Origin of the sequence: Amycolatopsis sp. NPDC051371 (assembly GCF_040682155.1) — a bacterium.
In the GTDB taxonomy this organism is placed as follows: domain Bacteria; phylum Actinomycetota; class Actinomycetes; order Mycobacteriales; family Pseudonocardiaceae; genus Amycolatopsis.
Genome location: NZ_JBFBAG010000005.1, coordinates 214,380 through 230,374, shown reverse-complemented (window position 1 = coordinate 230,374; position 15,995 = coordinate 214,380). Strand labels below are relative to the sequence as shown.

Sequence of the window (15,995 nt, the reverse complement as noted above, 5' to 3'; positions counted from 1 at the left end):
CACCGGTTTCGATGGCCGTCGCCCGGTCACCGGTTTCAGCGGCCGGCGCGGGGCTCCGGGGTCAGGTCGCGGTGGCCGTCGAGGCGCCACCAGCTCTCCAGCGTCTCCCTCAGCGCCTTCAGCAGCTCGCCACCCATCTCCAAGGGGACAAGGGCCGCCTTGCCGTCGTCCACCCGGAGTGCCGCCGTCAGGCGGTCGCCGTGTTCGATCAGGCCCACCACCACCCGGGTCGGCTCGCCTGCGACGTCCACGGTCGGAATGGCGCGCTCGTACCGCCAGCCTTCAGCGTTCACCCGGCCGACAGTGGCACAGCTTCCCCCGCCCCGGCCCGGCGTTCACCCTCACGTGTGGTCAGGCCGGTGCCCAGGGCCGCACTTCCTCCAGGAGCTTCGCCACCGCCAGCACGAGGTCGTCCGAGTGCCGCGGCCCGATGATCTGCAGGCCCACCGGCAGCCCCGCCGACGTGTGGCCGGCCGGCACGCTGATCGCCGGCTGCTGGGTCATGTTGAACGGGTACGTGAACGGCGTCCACTCCGGCCACTCGCTCAGCCCGCTGCCCGGCGGCACGTCGTGCCCGGCTTCGAACGCGGCGATCGGGACGGTCGGGGTGATCAGCACGTCGTAGCGCGTGTGGAACTCGCCCATGAGGATGCCCAGCGCGGCCCGCTCGGCGGTCGCGTCGAGGTAGTCGCTCGCCGACCACGTCCGGCCGAGCTCCCAGACCTTGCGCAGGCCCGGGTCCGTGCGCTCCTCGGACCCGGGCGGGAACGAGTCGAGCAGCTTCGCCGCCCCGGACGACCACAGGATGTCGAACGCCGGCTTGGGATCGGCGAACCCGGGGTCGGTCTCCTCGATCCGCAGGCCCGCGTCACCGAGGGCGCGCACCGCCGCCGCGACGACCGCCGCGATCTCCGGGTCGACGTCGACGTACCCGAGCGTCGGCGAGAACGCCGCGATCAGGCCGCGCACGTCCCGGCGGACGGCCTCGCGGAACGACGCAACCGGCGGCGCCAGAGCGGCCGGGTCGCGGGGGTCGGGCAGCGACAGGACGTCCAGCAGCAGCGCGGTGTCGTCCACCGACCGCGCCATCGGGCCGGCGTGCGACAGCGGGCCGAACGGGCTCGCCGGGAACAGCGGGATCCGGCCGTGGGTCGGCTTGAGCCCGACGATCCCGCAGAACGACGCCGGGATCCGCACCGAGCCGCCGCCGTCGGTGCCGACGGACAGCTCGCCCATCCCCGCCGCGACGGCCGCGGCGCTGCCGCCGCTCGACCCGCCCGCCGTCTTCGACGGGTCGACGGGGTTGCGCGTGATGCCCCGCAGCGGGCTGTCGGTGACGCCCTTCCACGCGATCTCCGGTGTGGTCGTCTTGCCCAGCACCACCAGACCGGCTTCGCGCATCCGCGCGGCGACCGGGCTGTCGACGTCCCACGGCTGGTCGGGGTCGATGCTCTTCGAGCCCCGGACGGTCGGCCAGCCCTGGGTCAGGAACATGTCCTTGATCGAGGACGGCACGCCGTCGAGCCACCCGATCGGGTTGCCGTCCCGCCAGCGGACCTCCGACGCCTTGGCCTGTTCCAGCGCCCCGTCGGCGTCGACGAGGCAGTACGCGTTGCACTCGCCGTCGCGGTCTTCGATGGCCTGCAGCGCGTTCTGCGTCGCCTCGACCGGTGAAAGTTCACAGGTCGCGTAGGCGGCGACGAGCTCGCTGGCGGTCAGCATCCTGTCGTTCATCCGGCTCCCTGGTTCCCCGACGGCACGTAGCCGAGCGTCTTGTCGACGACATTGCGCAGCGGCTCCCCAGCCTGCCAGCGGCGGAAGTTCTCGGTGAACACCTCGACGAGCGTGTTCCGCCAGCCGATGAAGTCGCCGGACATGTGCGGCGAGACCAGCACGTCCGGCATGGTCCACAACGGGTTGTCCGGCGGGAGCGGCTCGGTGTCGAACACGTCGAGCGCGGCGCCGGCGATGGCCCGGCTCTCGAGCGCGGCGACCAGGTCGGAGGTGACCACCAGCTCGCCCCGGCCCACGTTGACGAACCGCGCCGACGGCTTCATCGCGGCGAACGCGCGCGCGTCGAACATGCCCTTGGTGTGCTCGGTCAGCGGCGCGACGGCGACGACGTAGTCGGCGTGCGGCAAGAACGCGTCGAGCTGCGAAGACTCGTGCACGACACCGAAGTCCGGGTCGCCCGTGCGCTCCCGGCGGCCGGCCCCGCTCACCCGCATCCCGGCCGCGCGCAACAGCCGCGCGATGGCCCGGCCGATCGGCCCGGTGCCGACGACCACCACCTCACGCCCGGCGATCCGCTCGCTCTCGCGGTGCAGCCAGCGACCCTCGCGCTGCAGGTCGTGCGACCGCGCGAAGTCCTTCGCGAAGGAGAGGACGACGCCCAGCACGTACTCCGCGATGGCGTCGTCGAAGACACCTCGCGAGTTGGTCAGGACCACGTCGCTCTCCACCAGCCCGGGGAACAGCACCGGGTCGACGCCCGCGCTCGCGATGTGCAGCCAGCGCAGGCGATCGGCCGCGTGCCAGGCACCCGGCACGGCCGTGGAGAGGAAGTCGTAGACGAAGAGCGCGTCGGCTCCGGACAGGGCTTCGGGCAGGCCTGCCGCGTCCGTGTAACGCACGACGGCCCCGGACTCGACAGCACGCATGTCCGGTGGGCGGGACTCGCCACAGAGCACCGCCAGGACCGGGGTTTCCTGGGTTTCCGAGGCGATCACGTTGACACGGTAAAAGTCACTCGTATGATTGTCAACAATCCGAGGAACGACCCCCGGAGCACCGGACGTGTCATCAAGTGCAGACGTATTCCGGAGGCTGAGCCTTGGATTTCGACTTCCTGGCGTTCGACGGCCCGCTGGCGCAACGCGGCATCGGCGTCATCGCGCCGTTCGACCTCGCACTGGAGCGCGAGCTCTGGCGCTGGGTGCCGATGGAGGTGTCCCTCCACCTCGCCCGGACGCCGTACGAGCCGGTGCCGGTCAGCATGGAGATGGCCCGCCTCGTCAGCGACAGCCACCACCTGGCCAGCGCGACCCGCGACGTGCTGCACGTCGAGCCCGAGGTCGTCGCCTACCTCTGCACGTCGGGCAGCTTCGTCAACGGCGTCGACTACGAGCGCTCCCTGACGAAGGCGATCTGCGACGCCGGCGCGCCGGACGCCGTCACCACCTCGGGCGCGCTGGCCGAGGTGCTGCACCAGCTCGACCTGCACCGCATCTCGGTGCTGACGCCGTACGACGCCGACCTCACCCACGCCCTGCACGACTTCCTCGGCGAGCTGAACGTCGAGACCGTCGCCAGCGACCACCTCGGGCTGGGCGGCGGCATCTGGAAGGTCAGCTACCGCACCATCGCCGAACGCATCCTCGCCGCCGACCACGGCGAAGCCGAAGCGATCTTCGTCAGCTGCACGAACCTGCCGACGTACGACCTGATCGAGCCCCTGGAGGCCGCGCTCGGCAAGCCGGTGCTCACCGCCAACCAGCTGACCATGTGGGCGTGCCTGCGCCGGATGAACCTGCCCATCGTCGGACCCGGGAAGTGGCTTCGTGACGTGTCGTGAAGGTATTCCTTGACCATCCCTCTAGGATTGTCGACAATTTGCGTCTCTCCGGAGGTTTCGTGACCACCATCGGCTTCATCTACCCCGACCACGCGGCCGAAGACGACTACCCGCTGGCCGAGCAGCTGCTCGGCGGCGCGGCCGCCGACGAGGGCGACATCCGCCTCGCGGTCGAGCACATCTACGGCACCGACAAGCACGCGGTCGCCGAACTGCTGGACCTCGGCAGCGAGACCCGCCTCGCCGACGGCGCCGCCCTGCTCAAGAAGCACGAGCCGGACGCGGTCGTCTGGGCCTGCACCAGCGGCAGCTTCGTCTACGGCTGGGACGGCGCCCGCGACCAGGCCGACCGCCTCGCCGCCGTCGCCGGGGTCCCGGCCTCCAGTACCTCCTTCGCGTTCGTGCACGCCGCGCGCGCCCTCGGCGTCAAGCGGGTCGCCGTCGCCGCCAGCTACCCGGACGACATCGCCCGGCTGTTCGTGGACTTCCTCAAGGCCGGCGGCATCGAGGTCGTCTCGATGGCCAGTGCCGACATCGTCACGGCCGCCGAGGTCGGCGCGATGACGTCGGAAGCCGTCGTCGAGCTCGCCGTGCGCCACGACCACCCGGACGCCGACGCGGTGCTCGTGCCGGACACCGCGATGCGGACGCTCCAGGAGATCAACATCGTCGAAGCCGCACTGAAGAAGCCCGTGCTGACCGCCAACCAGGTCACCGTCTGGGAAGGCTTGCGCCTGACCGGGCGGCACCGGCTCGTCCGCTCCCTCGGCGCGTTGTTCCGGCACCTGCCGGACGGGAGCGCCTGACATGGCCCTACCACCGGGCATGCTGCCCGAGATCGAACCGGTCAGCCGCGAGTCGACGGCCGCGGTCATCGCGCGTCAGCTGCGCGACGCGATCATGACCGGCGCCCTCCCGCCAGGGACCCAGCTCGGCGAGACCGAGCTGGCCTCCCGGTTCCAGGTGTCACGGGGGCCACTCCGGGAGGCCATGCAGCATCTCGTGTCCGAAGGGCTCCTCCGCAGCGAACGGCACCGCGGGCTGTTCGTGATCGATCTCGAGCCCGGCGACGTCTACGACATCTATGCAGCTCGATCTGCCATCGAACGCGCGGCGATGATCCGCGCCGTGCGGGGCGGGGACCGCGACCGGATCGCCGACCTGCTCGAACAGACCGTCACCGAGATGGCCACGGCCGCCAGTGAGGACGACCCCGGCGCGCTCTCCACCGCGGACCTCAGGTTCCACGAGGCCCTCATCAACGCATCCGGCAGCAAGCGGCTCGTCCGGATGGCCCGGACCCTCCTCATCGAGACGCGGATGTGCCTGACCGCGCTGCAGAGCACCTATCAGCGGGTCGAGGAACGAGTCGAGGAGCACACGAAACTCATCCAGGCCCTTCGCGACGGCGACGAGGAAACGGCGCTGGCGCTGCTCGACTCGCACATGGAGGACGCGGTGCAGCGGCTCGCGCCGGGGACGAGCCTCATCGAGGGACACGTCCCGCCGGTGCCGGGCAACGCGTGAGCGGAGCGTCGGCAGCCGTGGCCTGAAGGCCGACACACGTGATCGGAAAACCGGCGCGTGTCGTCGCCGCGTCGACACGTGCACGCGAACGACCGGCTCGGGTTCCGGGGAAACCGGCAGGCGTACGTGGACGGCCCGCACGGGTACCGGGAAGCAGTTGGCCGGCGGAGAGCACCCGCAACTAAGCGCCATCGCGCACCCCCAGGACCGGCTGGCCACCGCGGCCGTCGCGGTAGTCCGGGGACCACGGGAAGCGGCCCTGCGAGTCCGCGTGGACAAGCTGAAGCGCGCGGATTCCCGTGCCGTACAACGCCACCGCGAAGACCAGGTGTGCCGACGGCTCCGCCAAGGGGACCGCTTCGATCACCGAGCCGTCACGCAACGGGACGCGCTCACCCGGCGAGGGTGGCGACGCGTGCAGGGAGTGCCCGGCCAGGTCGTTCAGCAGCCCGGCGGCCTCCAGCGTGGGCAAACCCGTCACGACCAGCTCGGGCAAGCCGTACCCGCTCAGGCCTATCGTGTAGGCCCAGGGCGGGTACGACCCGCTGCTCTCGACTCCTTGCACCAGCCAGCCCCGCTCGGCCACGCCGTCGCGAAGCCGTTCCAGGTAACCGGATCTCTCCGGGTTCTCGCATTCGAAGCACATCGGTGACTCCTCCCCCTCGGTGGACTTGCGACCACCGTGCCGGAGGGCACCGACAAAAACTCAGCCCAGCGCTTCGGCCACTGCCGTGCCGAGCCGTTCCGTGGTATTCGTGCCGCCGAGGTCCGGGGTGCGCACCCGGCCCTCGTCGAGCACCCGGTCCACCGCGGCACGGATCGCTTGTGCGGCAACGGTTTCGCCCAGATGTTCGACCAACATCGCGGCCGCCAGGATCTGCGCCACGGGGTTGGCGATCCCCTGCCCGGCGATGTCCGGAGCGCTCCCGTGGACCGCCTCGAACATCGACGGATGTTCACCCGATGGGTTGATGTTGCCGGACGGCGCCATGCCGAGTCCGCCGGTGATCGCGGCCGCGAGGTCGCTCAGGATGTCGCCGAAGAGGTTCGACCCCACGATGACGTCGAGCCGGTCCGGCGCCTGGACCATCCGCGCCGCCAACGCATCCACGTGCATCTGCTCACTGTGGACATCGGGGTACTCGGCGGCGACCTCGGCGAAGATCTCGTCCCAGAACGGCATCGAGTGGATGAGCCCGTTGGACTTCGTCGCCGAGCACACGCGCGAAGACCGCGTCCGCGCCAGTTCGAAGGCGTACCGGATGATCCGCGAAACGCCGACGCGCGTGAAGACCGACTCCTGCAGCACGAATTCGTCGGGCCGCCCGGCGTTGTGCCGGCCGCCGATCGCCGAGTACTCCCCTTCGGAGTTCTCGCGGACGATGACCAGCTCCAGTTCCTCGGCCTTCCGCCCGGCCAGCACGGACGTCGTGCCCGGCAACAGCCGCACCGGGCGCAGGTTCACGTACTGCTGGAACGCGCGCCGCAGCGGGATCAGCAAGCCCCACAACGAAACGTGGTCCGGAACGCCGGGGAAGCCGACCGCGCCGAGCAGGATCCCGTCGAACGCGGAGAGCTGCGCGACGCCGTCGTCCGGCATCATCGACCCGGCCTGCGCGTACCGCTCACAGCTCCAGTCGAACTCCGTCCACTCCAGCGAAAAGCCGAACCGCGAAGAAGCCCGGTCGAGGACCTTGCGGGCCTCGACCGTGACGTCCACGCCGATCCCGTCGCCGGGGATGCTCGCGATGCGGTAGGCCGTCACAGGGCCACCGCGATGTACTTGGTCTCGAGGAACTCGTCGATGCCGACCGAGCCGCCCTCGCGGCCGAGCCCGGACTGCTTGATCCCGCCGAACGGCGCCGCCGGGTTCGAGACGATGCCCTGGTTCAGCCCGATCATCCCGGCTTCGAGGGCTTCGGAGACCCGCAGCGCGCGCTTGAGGTCGCTGGTGAAGACGTAGGAAACCAAGCCGAACTCGGTGTCGTTCGCCTTCGCCACCGCCTCTTCCTCGGTGTCGAACGGCGTGATCGGGGCGACCGGCCCGAAGATCTCCTCGTGCGTCAGCCGCGCTTCCTGTGGGACGTCGGTGAGCACGGTGGCCTGGTAGAAGTGGCCCGGCCCGTCGACGCCGGAGCCGCCGGTGAGCACCTTCGCGCCGCGGTCGGTGGCGTCCTTGACCAGCTCCGTCACCTTGTCGACGGCCTTGTCGTCGATCAGCGGGCCGACCACGACGTCCTTCTCGGTGCCGCGACCCATCGGCAGCGCCTGCATCCGCTCGGTCAGCCGCCGCGAGAACTCCTCGACGACGCCGCGCTGCACGTAGAAGCGGTTCGCCGCGGTGCACGCCTCGCCGATGTTGCGCATCTTCGCCTGCATCGCGCCTTCGATGGCGGCGTCCATGTCGGCGTCGTCGAAGACCAGGAACGGCGCGTTGCCCCCCAGCTCCATCGACGTCCGCAGCACCTTGTCGGCGCACTGCTCCAGGAGCTTGCGGCCGACGCCGGTGGAGCCGGTGAAGGAGAGCTTGCGGGCGCGGCCGTCGCGGATAAGCGGCTCCATCACACCACCGGAGTCGCTGGTCGTGAGGACGTTGAGTACGCCCTCGGGCAGCCCTGCCTCGGCGAGGATGCCGGCCAGCGCGAGCATCGACAGCGGCGTCTGTGCGGCAGGCTTGATCACCATCGTGCAGCCGGCGGCGACGGCGGGGCCGATCTTGCGGGTGCCCATCGCCATCGGGAAGTTCCACGGCGTGATCAGGATCGTCGGCCCGACCGGCTGCTTCGTGATGAGGAAGCGGCCCGCGCCGTTCGGGGCGGTAGCGAAACCGCCGTCGATCCGGACGGCCTCTTCGGCGAACCAGCGGAAGAACTCGGCGGCGTAGGCGATCTCGCCCTTCGACTCGGCGAGCGGCTTGCCCATCTCCAGGGTCATGAGCAGAGCCAGCTCGTCCTGGCGCTTCATCAGCAGCTCGTACGCGCGGCGCAGGATCTCGCCGCGTTCGCGGGGCGCCATCTTCGCGAAGTCCGATTGCGCGGCGACCGCGGCGTCCAACGCCGTGACGCCGTCCGCCGGCGAGGCGTCGGCGACCTGGCACAGCTCCTTGCCGGTGGCCGGGTCCACCACCGGGAACGTCTTCCCTGACTCGGCGGCGACCCACTTGCCGCCGATGAACAGTTCCTTGCCGACCGCGTCGACGACGCCGGACTCGGTGCTCGCGCTCATCCCGACTGCTCCTCACGTGTTGTCCCGAGGGCCATGCTATGGATATTGTCAACAATCGACAACCCGCTCAACCGACCAAGGAGCACGCTGCCATGGCCCAGCTATCTCCGCTGCTCAAGCAGGCAACGCCCGTCGTGGTCGACCACGGTGAAGGGGTTTACCTCTACGACGTCGACGGCAAACGACACCTCGACTTCACCGCCGGCATCGGCGTCACGAGCACCGGGCACTGCCACCCGCACGTCGTGCGCGCGGCGCAGGAGCAGATCGGCAAGCTCGTCCACGGGCAGTACACGACGGTGATGCACCAGCCCCTGCTCGAGCTGACCAAGCGCCTCGGTGACGTCCTGCCCAGCGGGCTCGACTCGCTCTTCTACGCGAACTCGGGCAGCGAAGCCGTCGAAGCGGCGTTGCGGCTCGCGCGCCAGGCGACGAAGCGCCCGAACGTCGTCGTCATGCAGGGCGGCTTCCACGGCCGGACCGTCGCGGCGGCGAGCATGACGACGTCCGGGACGCGGTTCAGCGCCGGCATCGGCCCGCTGATGGCGGGCGTGCACGTCGCGCCCTTCCCCTACGCCTACCACTACGGCTGGGACGAGCAGACCGCGACGAAGTTCGCGCTGCGAGAGCTGGACTACCTGTTCCAGACGGTCAGCGCGCCCAACGAGACCGCCGCGATCTTCGTCGAGCCCGTGCTCGGCGAGGGCGGATACGTCCCGGCGAACACGGAGTTCATGGCGGGCCTGCGCGAGCGCGCGGACCGGCACGGCATCCTGCTCGTCCTCGACGAAATCCAGACCGGCTTCGGCCGCACCGGCAAGTTCTGGGGACACGATCACTTCGACGTTTCCCCCGACATCGTGCTCATCGCGAAGGGCCTGGCCAGCGGCTTCCCGCTGTCGGGCATCGCCGCTTCGCAGGAGCTGATGGCGAAGGCGCTCCCGGGTTCACAGGGCGGCACGTACGGCGGCAACGCCGTCTCGTGCGCCGCGGCGATCGCGACCCTGGAGGTCATCCAGCAGGAGAACCTGGTGGAGAACGCCGCCGAGCGCGGACGCCAGCTGCTCGAAGGCGCCCGGGTGATCGCGGACAAGACGCCGGCGATCGGCGAGGTGCGCGGGCTCGGGCTGCTGGTCGGCTCGGAGTTCACCACCGCCGACGGCGAGCCCGACGCCGCCACCGCGGCGGCCGCGCAGCAGACGGCGTCGAAGAGCGGCCTGCTGCTGCTCACCTGCGGCCCGTACATGAACGTCGTGCGCATGGTGCCGCCGCTGGTCGTCAACGCCGAGCAGGTCGACGACGCGCTGCGCATCTGGGGCGACGTCGTCGCGTCCGTGACGGGTAGCTGAGCATGGCGCGATACATCACGATCACCCTCGACAAGCGCGGGGTCACCTGCCGGGCCCGGCTGCTCGACGACGAGGCGCCGCGCACCTGCAAGGCGGTGTGGGACGCGTTGCCGCAGAGCGGTTCGGCCTACCACGCGAAGTACGCGCGCAACGAGGTCTACACGCTCGTGCCGCCCTTCGCGGAGCCGAAACCCGGACGGGAGAACCCGACGATCACACCGATTCCCGGCGACGTCGTGTATTTCGGCTTCGAAGCCTGGGAGATCGGCAACCCCGCGTACGGCTACGAGGACGACAGCGAGGCACACGGCGACCAGGGTGCGACCGACCTCGCGATCTTCTACGGGCGCAACAACCTGCTGATCAACGGCGACGCGGGTTGGGTGCCCGGCAACGTGTTCGCCACGATCGAGGAGGGCCTCGCCGAGATGGCGGCGGCCGCGCAGGACCTCTGGTTGCGGGGTGTCGAGGGCGAGACGCTCTCGTTCGCGCGAGCCTGAATCCCTTGTCCGGCAAGGGGACGCCGGGTGCGCTCACCGCACCCGGCGTCCCCTTTTTCCGGCGTTTGGCCACCCGAAAGGGTGATCATCGCGAGTTCACCTTTCGTGGCCGGTGATCACCAGATCGAGTTACGGGGCTGCCCAGGATGCCGGATCAAGGTCGGAATTACCGACAGTGAGATTCGCCCCTTCTGTTACCCACAGTGGTTGACCGCCGAAGCGGGCACCCCGGCGTCGAACACGAAGGGATTACGTGTTTAGCATGGGAAGATTCCGCGGCGCCCGGATCTCCCGGAAATGGCTCTTTGACAGCTCGCCAGCACGGTGAAAACCTGCTTTCGCTCCCCACCGGGAGCACTCCAGGGAAGTCAATGAGTTATTCATCAAGGAGTCATTCCATGCAGATGTTCGCCCAACACGCCCACTACTGCCACGACATCCTCACCGGCGCACTGGCGCACCTGGCGCACGTTCTCGGCTGGCTCGTCTGATTTAGCCGGGACTCCGGAGCCTGGCCGCGGGAAACCGCGGCCAGGCCGTTTCACCCCAGTTCTTCCAGCCGCGCGAAATCGTCTTCGGAAATCGTGATTCCGGCCGCCGCGCAGTTTTCTTCGAGGTGCTTGGCCGACGACGTGCCGGGAATCGGGATCACCACCGGCGACCGGCGCAGCAACCAGGCGAGGGACACCTGGGCGGGTGTCGCGCCGAGGCCGGCCGCGACCTTTCCGAGCACCCCGCCCGCCGTCGCGTGGTCACCGCGTGCGATCGGCAACCAGGGCACGAACGCGATCCCCTCGCGCTCGCAGTAGTCGAGGACGTCGTCCGACGCGCGGTCGGTCAGGTTGTACCGGTTCTGGACGCTCACGATCGGCGCGATGGCCCGCGCTTCGACCAGCTGCGCGACGCTGACCTCGGACAACCCGATCCGCGCGATCTTGCCCTCGTCCCGCAGCCGCGCGAGCGCGCCGACCTGGTCGGCGAGCGGCACCTGCGGATCGATCCGGTGCAGCTGCAGCAGGTCGAGACGCTCGACGCGCAGGCGCCGCAACGAGAGCTCCGCCTGCTGCCGCAGGTATTCGGGCCGGCCGAGCGGCACCCATTCGCCCCGGCTCGGACGCGCGTGCCCGCACTTCGTCGCGATGAACAGCCCTCGGTACGGGCGCAGCGCGTCGGCGAGCAGTTCCTCGTTCAGCCCCAGGTCATAGGCGTCGGCGGTGTCGAAGAACGTCACGCCGAGTTCGGCCGCCCGGCGGGCGATCGCGGCCGCGTCGTCGCGGACGTGGTCCCACTCGATGAGCCGCATCGCGCCGAAACCGAGCCGTCGCACGGAAACGCCGTCGTCGAAGGTGTACGTCGATGTCATGCCGGGAAGCTTCACCCGGCACGGAGTCACCCACCAGAGATTTAGTCTGGACTAAATCCTGCTCTGTAATCGGCTGATCACGGTCTTATCCAGATTCAGGGAGCGTAGCTGCGCGACGACTGAAGTAGCCGGCCGCGAAGTCGGACAGCCGTTGCGCCGCGACGGAGAAGTAGGCGTCCTCGCGCCAGACCAGGCTCAGGGTGCGGTGGCAGCCCGGCGCGTCCAGGTGCAGCCAGACGCCCGGGATGTGCGTGACACCGCGGGAGAACGCGGGCACCAGCCCGATGCCCAGACCCGCGCTGATGAGGTCGCCGGTGGCGCCCGGTTCGTCGCTCTCGCAGGTGTAATCGGGGTGGAGCCCGGCCTCCGCGAACAGCCGGTCGGCCAGTTCGCGCGGCCAGTAGCCGGGGCGCGTGGTGACGAACGGTTCGCCCGCGAGATCGGCCGGCCGCACCTGTTTCCGCCCGGCGAGCCGGTGGCCGACCGGCACGGCGAGCAGCACCTCCTCGCGCAGCAGCTCCCGCGTCCGGAAGTCCGCTCCGGGCAGCGGCTGCGAGGCCAGGCAGAGGTCGACCTCGCCGGCGCGCAGCTGGTTCGCCATCTCCGTCGCCGACGACTGGTACAGCCGGATGTCGACGCCGGCGTGCGCCGCGCGGAACTCGGTGACCACTCCGGTGAGCGTGAGCAGGGTTTCCGCCGCGACGGCGACGCTGCCGTGGTCGAGACCCGCGGCGTCGGCGAGTTCGCGGCGGGCGTCGTCCAGTTCGGCCAGCACCCGGTCCACGCGGCGGAGGAACCCGGCGCCGAACCGGTTGAGCCGCAGCCCGCGGCCCACCCGGTCGAACAACGGGACACCGAGATCGGCTTCGAGCCGGGCGATCGCGCGGCTCAGCGAAGGCTGCGCGACCCGGAGTTCGGCAGCGGCCTGGCTGAGGTGCTCTCGGCGGGCGACCGCCTGGAAGTAGCGCAGCTGGAGCAGGTCCATTCCATAGCCTCAGCGTCATGATTCGATGGCATTTTCGGTCTTGGACAGCATAGAAGCAGGTCCATACCGTCGATCAGGTGATCAGAACGAGACAGGTGGTGCGCGGGTTCGTCACCGTGCACGCCATCGCGATCTTCGGCCAGCCGGTCTTCGCGGGCCGCTACCTGACCGGCGACTACGACATGCTGGCGCTGCACCGGTTCGGCGCGGACCTGGTCTTCGCGCTCGGGCTGGCGCAGCTGGTGCCGACGGCGCTGCTCTGGCGGCGCGAAGGCTCGCGATGGCCGTTCTGGGCGAGCCTGCTGCTGGTCCTCGGCGAGACCGCGCAATACTTCGCCGGGCTGGCCGGCGTCCTCGACCTGCACGTTCCGCTGGGTGTCGCACTGGTCACCCTGGCCGTGGTCATCCTGATCGCGGTCTGGCGATGAGCGGGCTGTCCCGGCGCCGGTTCCTCGGCCTGACCGGCGGCGCGGGCCTCGTCTTGGCCGCCGGCCTCGCCGGTCCGCGGCTGCTCGGGCGCGCCGCCACCACCGGGGAACTGCTCGCCAGCGAGGTGCCGCTGCCCACGCCGTTCCGGGTCCCGCTGCCGATCCCCGCCGTGCTGACGCCGGTCGCGCGCGAAGCGGACGCGGACCGGTACGAGATCGTCCAGCGCACGGCCACCGCGGAGATCCTGCCCGGGCTGCGCACGCCGATTTGGGCCTACCAGGGCACTTTCCCCGGTCCGACCCTCGAGTCCCGCAGCGGCCGGACGGCGATCGTCCGGCACCGCAACGAGCTCCCGGTCCCGACCGTGGTCCACCTGCACGGCGGCCGCACGCCACCGGAGTCCGACGGCTACGCCACCGACCTGGTCCTACCGACGAGCGGCACTCATCAGGCGCACCAGCACGCGGGCATGCTCGACCCGGACGCGAAGGTCGTCCAGGGGGTGCGCGACTACGTGTACCCGTTGCGGCAACGGGCATCGACGCTCTGGTACCACGACCACCGGATGGACTTCACCGGCCCGGCCGTCTACCGCGGCCTGGCCGGGTTCCACCTCGTCCGGGACGCGGAAGAGGACGCGTTGCCGCTGCCGCGCGGCGAGCGGGAGCTGCCGCTGATGATCGCCGACCGCGCGTTCGCCGCGGACGGTTCGATGCGCTACCCGTCCCTCGACTCGACACTGGCCACCGTGCCCGGCGTCGAGGAGCCTTACGTCGCGGGGGTGCTCGGCGACGTGGTCCTGGTGAACGGCGCACCGTGGCCGGTGGCCGAGGTGTCCGCGACCCGGCACCGGTTGCGCCTGCTGAACGCGTCCAACGCCCGCCGCTACGACCTCGCGCTCGACCCGCCCCCGCCGGACGGCCCGGCGTTCACGCAGATCGGCTCGGACCAGGGCCTGCTCGACGCGCCACGAGAGCACGACCACCTGCCGATCGCGCCGGCCGAGCGGTACGACATGGTCGTCGACTTCGGCCGCTACCCCGTGGGCACCGAGGTCACGCTGGTCAACCGGGCGGGCACCGGCAGCACCGCGTACGTCATGCGGTTTCGCGTCGCGCGCCGCGGCATCGAGGACAGCGATATTCCGGACCGGCTGAGCACGATCGAACCGCTCAATCGGACACAGGCGAGAGTGACACGGGAGTTCTCCTTCCGCGGCGGCCCGACGGGTGGCCGGCACGGCTGGCTGATCGGCGGGGAGCCGTACTCGCCGTCGCGGATCGACGCCCGGCCCCGGCTCGGCGACGTCGAGATCTGGCGGTTCGTGGCGGACTTGCACCACCCGATCCACCTGCACCTCGTGAACTTCCGGGTGCTCTCCCGCGGCGGCCGGCCGCCCGGCCCGTTCGACGGCGGTTTGAAGGACACGGTCGATCTTCGGCCGGGCGAAGCGGTGGAGGTGATCGCCCGGTTCGACGGCTACCGGGGGCGGTACATGTTCCACTGCCACAACGCGGAGCACGAGGACATGGGCATGATGGCCAACTTCGAGACGACGTGAAGCGCGAACGTGAAAAACCTTCATAGCGGCGTACCGGCGGTACGTACTACGCTGCGGTAACCACAGCAACGGCGCGGAGGAGAAGCTGTCGATGGGCGACGTGGCGGCACGGCTGGCCGAGATAGTCGGGGACAAGAACGTGCTGATCGGCGAGGCGATCTCCGAGGACTACGCGCACGACGAAGCGTTGACCGCGGAGCCGCAGAAGCCGGCGTACGTCGCGAAGCCGGCAACCGCGGAAGAAGTCGCGGAGCTGCTGAAGGCCGCGACAGAACACAACGTGCCCGTGACCGCGCGAGGCTCCGGAAGCGGACTCTCCGGCGCCGCACGACCGCGAGAAGACGGACTCCTGATCTCCTTCGAGCGGATGAACCAGGTGCTCGAGGTCGACACCGGGAACCACGTCGCCGTCGTCCAGCCCGGCGTCACGCTCGCCGAACTCGACGCCAAGACCGCCGAAGCCGGGCTCAGCTACACCGTCTACCCCGGTGAGCTGAGCGCGAGCATCGGCGGGAACGTCGGGACCAACGCCGGCGGGATGCGCGCGGTGAAGTACGGCGTCACCCGCAACAACGTCCTCGGCCTGCAGGCCGTCCTGCCGACCGGCGAGATCCTCCGCACCGGCGGCAAGACGTCGAAGATCTCCACCGGCTACGACCTCACGCAGCTGATCATCGGCTCCGAAGGCACCCTCGCGCTGGCCACCGAGATCACCGTCAAGCTGCACCCGCGGCTCACCCACGGCGCCACCGTCCTCGCACCGTTCGGCGACTTCGGCCAGGTGATGGCCGCCGTGCCGGAGATCCTCTCCAGCGGGCTCGCGCCGCACATCCTCGAGTACATCGACAACCTGACGATGGCCGCCATCGTCTACAACGAGAAGCTCGAACTCGGCGTCCCGGACAAGATCCGCGAGACCAGCGAGGCGTACCTCGTGGTGGCGTTGGAAAACCGGGAGAACGGACGCCTGCACGAGGACGTCGAGACCGTCGGTGAGCTGCTCGGGGAACTCGGCGCCACCGACGTCTACGTCCTCGAAGGCCCCGCCGCGCGCAAGCTGATCGAAGCCCGCGAGAAGGCTTTCTGGACGGCGAAGGCGGCCGGCGCCGACGACGTGATCGACGTCGTCGTGCCGCGGACCGCGATGCCGCAGTTCATCACCAAGGCGCGTGAGCTGGCGATGGCCGCGGGTGGCGGCGCGCTCGGTTGCGGGCACGCCGGCGACGGCAACGTCCACCTCGCGATCTTCTGCAAGGACGCGGACCAGCGGACGCAGCTGCTGACCGACATCTTCGCCTTCGCCATGGAACTCGGCGGCGCGATCTCCGGCGAACACGGCCTCGGCCGCACCAAAGCGCACTACCACCAGGAACTCGAAGACCCGGCGAAGATCGAGCTGATGCGCCGGATCAAGCAGAGCTTCGACCCCGCCGGGATCCTCAACCCCGGCGTTCTCTTCCCCGAAGGAACCGCATGAGCGAG

Annotated in this window: 16 protein-coding genes; 8 read left to right on the top strand and 8 right to left on the bottom strand. The window is 70.0% G+C overall.

Annotation, left to right across the window (positions count from 1 at the left end):
* Window positions 1-35: 35 nt before the first annotated feature.
* The 3 genes from AB0M59_RS09435 to AB0M59_RS09425 are packed head-to-tail and all read right to left on the bottom strand — an operon-like array spanning window position 36 to window position 2,729.
* Window positions 36-293, bottom strand: coding sequence for a hypothetical protein (locus AB0M59_RS09435; RefSeq protein WP_364611299.1), 258 nt, complete (start codon window positions 291-293; stop codon window positions 36-38).
* Window positions 294-351: 58 nt separating this feature from the next.
* Window positions 352-1,734 (bottom strand): amidase, encoded by a 1,383-nt coding sequence (locus AB0M59_RS09430; protein WP_364611296.1) that lies wholly within the window; start codon window positions 1,732-1,734, stop codon window positions 352-354.
* Window positions 1,731-2,729, bottom strand: a complete 999-nt coding sequence (locus AB0M59_RS09425; protein WP_364611293.1) for a D-2-hydroxyacid dehydrogenase — start codon at window positions 2,727-2,729, stop codon at window positions 1,731-1,733. The genes AB0M59_RS09430 and AB0M59_RS09425 overlap by 4 nt, the downstream gene beginning before the upstream one ends.
* Window positions 2,730-2,833: 104 nt before the next feature.
* Here AB0M59_RS09425 and AB0M59_RS09420 point away from each other — a divergent pair, with 104 nt between their 5' ends.
* Genes AB0M59_RS09420 through AB0M59_RS09410 form a run of 3 tightly spaced genes read left to right on the top strand, consistent with a single transcriptional unit; the run spans window position 2,834 to window position 5,101 of the window.
* Entirely contained in the window at window positions 2,834-3,574 is a 741-nt protein-coding gene (locus AB0M59_RS09420; protein WP_364611290.1) for an Asp/Glu/hydantoin racemase, read from the top strand.
* 59 nt (window positions 3,575-3,633) lie between these two features.
* Window positions 3,634-4,380 (top strand): maleate cis-trans isomerase, encoded by a 747-nt coding sequence (locus AB0M59_RS09415; RefSeq protein ID WP_364611287.1) that lies wholly within the window; start codon window positions 3,634-3,636, stop codon window positions 4,378-4,380.
* 1 nt (window position 4,381) lies between these two features.
* On the top strand, window positions 4,382-5,101 hold the full coding sequence (locus AB0M59_RS09410; RefSeq protein ID WP_364611284.1) for a GntR family transcriptional regulator: 720 nt from the start codon (window positions 4,382-4,384) through the stop codon (window positions 5,099-5,101).
* A gap of 181 nt (window positions 5,102-5,282) precedes the next feature.
* On the opposite strand, the gene AB0M59_RS09405 is transcribed toward AB0M59_RS09410, so the two are convergent.
* From AB0M59_RS09405 to AB0M59_RS09395, 3 genes are read right to left on the bottom strand one after another with little or no spacing between them, the layout of a single operon-like run.
* On the bottom strand, window positions 5,283-5,747 hold the full coding sequence (locus AB0M59_RS09405; protein WP_364611281.1) for a DUF4262 domain-containing protein: 465 nt from the start codon (window positions 5,745-5,747) through the stop codon (window positions 5,283-5,285).
* A 60-nt stretch (window positions 5,748-5,807) separates the two neighbouring features.
* Complete coding sequence (locus AB0M59_RS09400) at window positions 5,808-6,866, bottom strand: tartrate dehydrogenase (protein ID WP_364611278.1); 1,059 nt, start codon at window positions 6,864-6,866, stop codon at window positions 5,808-5,810.
* Window positions 6,863-8,326 (bottom strand): NAD-dependent succinate-semialdehyde dehydrogenase, encoded by a 1,464-nt coding sequence (locus AB0M59_RS09395; protein ID WP_364611275.1) that lies wholly within the window; start codon window positions 8,324-8,326, stop codon window positions 6,863-6,865. The genes AB0M59_RS09400 and AB0M59_RS09395 overlap by 4 nt, the downstream gene beginning before the upstream one ends.
* 92 nt (window positions 8,327-8,418) lie before the next feature.
* Here AB0M59_RS09395 and AB0M59_RS09390 point away from each other — a divergent pair, with 92 nt between their 5' ends.
* Complete coding sequence (locus AB0M59_RS09390; RefSeq protein ID WP_364611272.1) at window positions 8,419-9,675, top strand: aminotransferase class III-fold pyridoxal phosphate-dependent enzyme; 1,257 nt, start codon at window positions 8,419-8,421, stop codon at window positions 9,673-9,675.
* A gap of 2 nt (window positions 9,676-9,677) precedes the next feature.
* Window positions 9,678-10,175, top strand: coding sequence for a DUF3830 family protein (locus tag AB0M59_RS09385; protein ID WP_364611269.1), 498 nt, complete (start codon window positions 9,678-9,680; stop codon window positions 10,173-10,175).
* A 541-nt stretch (window positions 10,176-10,716) separates the two neighbouring features.
* Here AB0M59_RS09385 and AB0M59_RS09380 read toward each other — a convergent pair.
* Window positions 10,717-11,538: an aldo/keto reductase gene (locus AB0M59_RS09380; protein WP_364611266.1), complete on the bottom strand. Its 822-nt coding sequence runs from the start codon at window positions 11,536-11,538 to the stop codon at window positions 10,717-10,719.
* 85 nt (window positions 11,539-11,623) lie between these two features.
* Entirely contained in the window at window positions 11,624-12,523 is a 900-nt protein-coding gene (locus AB0M59_RS09375) for a LysR family transcriptional regulator (protein ID WP_364611263.1), read from the bottom strand.
* Window positions 12,524-12,600: 77 nt separating this feature from the next.
* On the opposite strand from AB0M59_RS09375, the gene AB0M59_RS09370 reads away from it, so the two are divergent.
* The 3 genes from AB0M59_RS09370 (at window position 12,601) to AB0M59_RS09360 (ending at window position 15,990) form a co-directional block, all read left to right on the top strand.
* Window positions 12,601-12,951 (top strand): hypothetical protein, encoded by a 351-nt coding sequence (locus AB0M59_RS09370; protein ID WP_364611260.1) that lies wholly within the window; start codon window positions 12,601-12,603, stop codon window positions 12,949-12,951.
* Window positions 12,948-14,513, top strand: coding sequence for a multicopper oxidase family protein (locus AB0M59_RS09365; RefSeq protein WP_364611257.1), 1,566 nt, complete (start codon window positions 12,948-12,950; stop codon window positions 14,511-14,513). Before AB0M59_RS09370 ends, AB0M59_RS09365 begins: the two co-directional genes overlap by 4 nt.
* 91 nt (window positions 14,514-14,604) lie before the next feature.
* Complete coding sequence (locus AB0M59_RS09360) at window positions 14,605-15,990, top strand: FAD-binding oxidoreductase (RefSeq protein WP_364611254.1); 1,386 nt, start codon at window positions 14,605-14,607, stop codon at window positions 15,988-15,990.
* Window positions 15,991-15,995 lie beyond the last annotated feature (5 nt).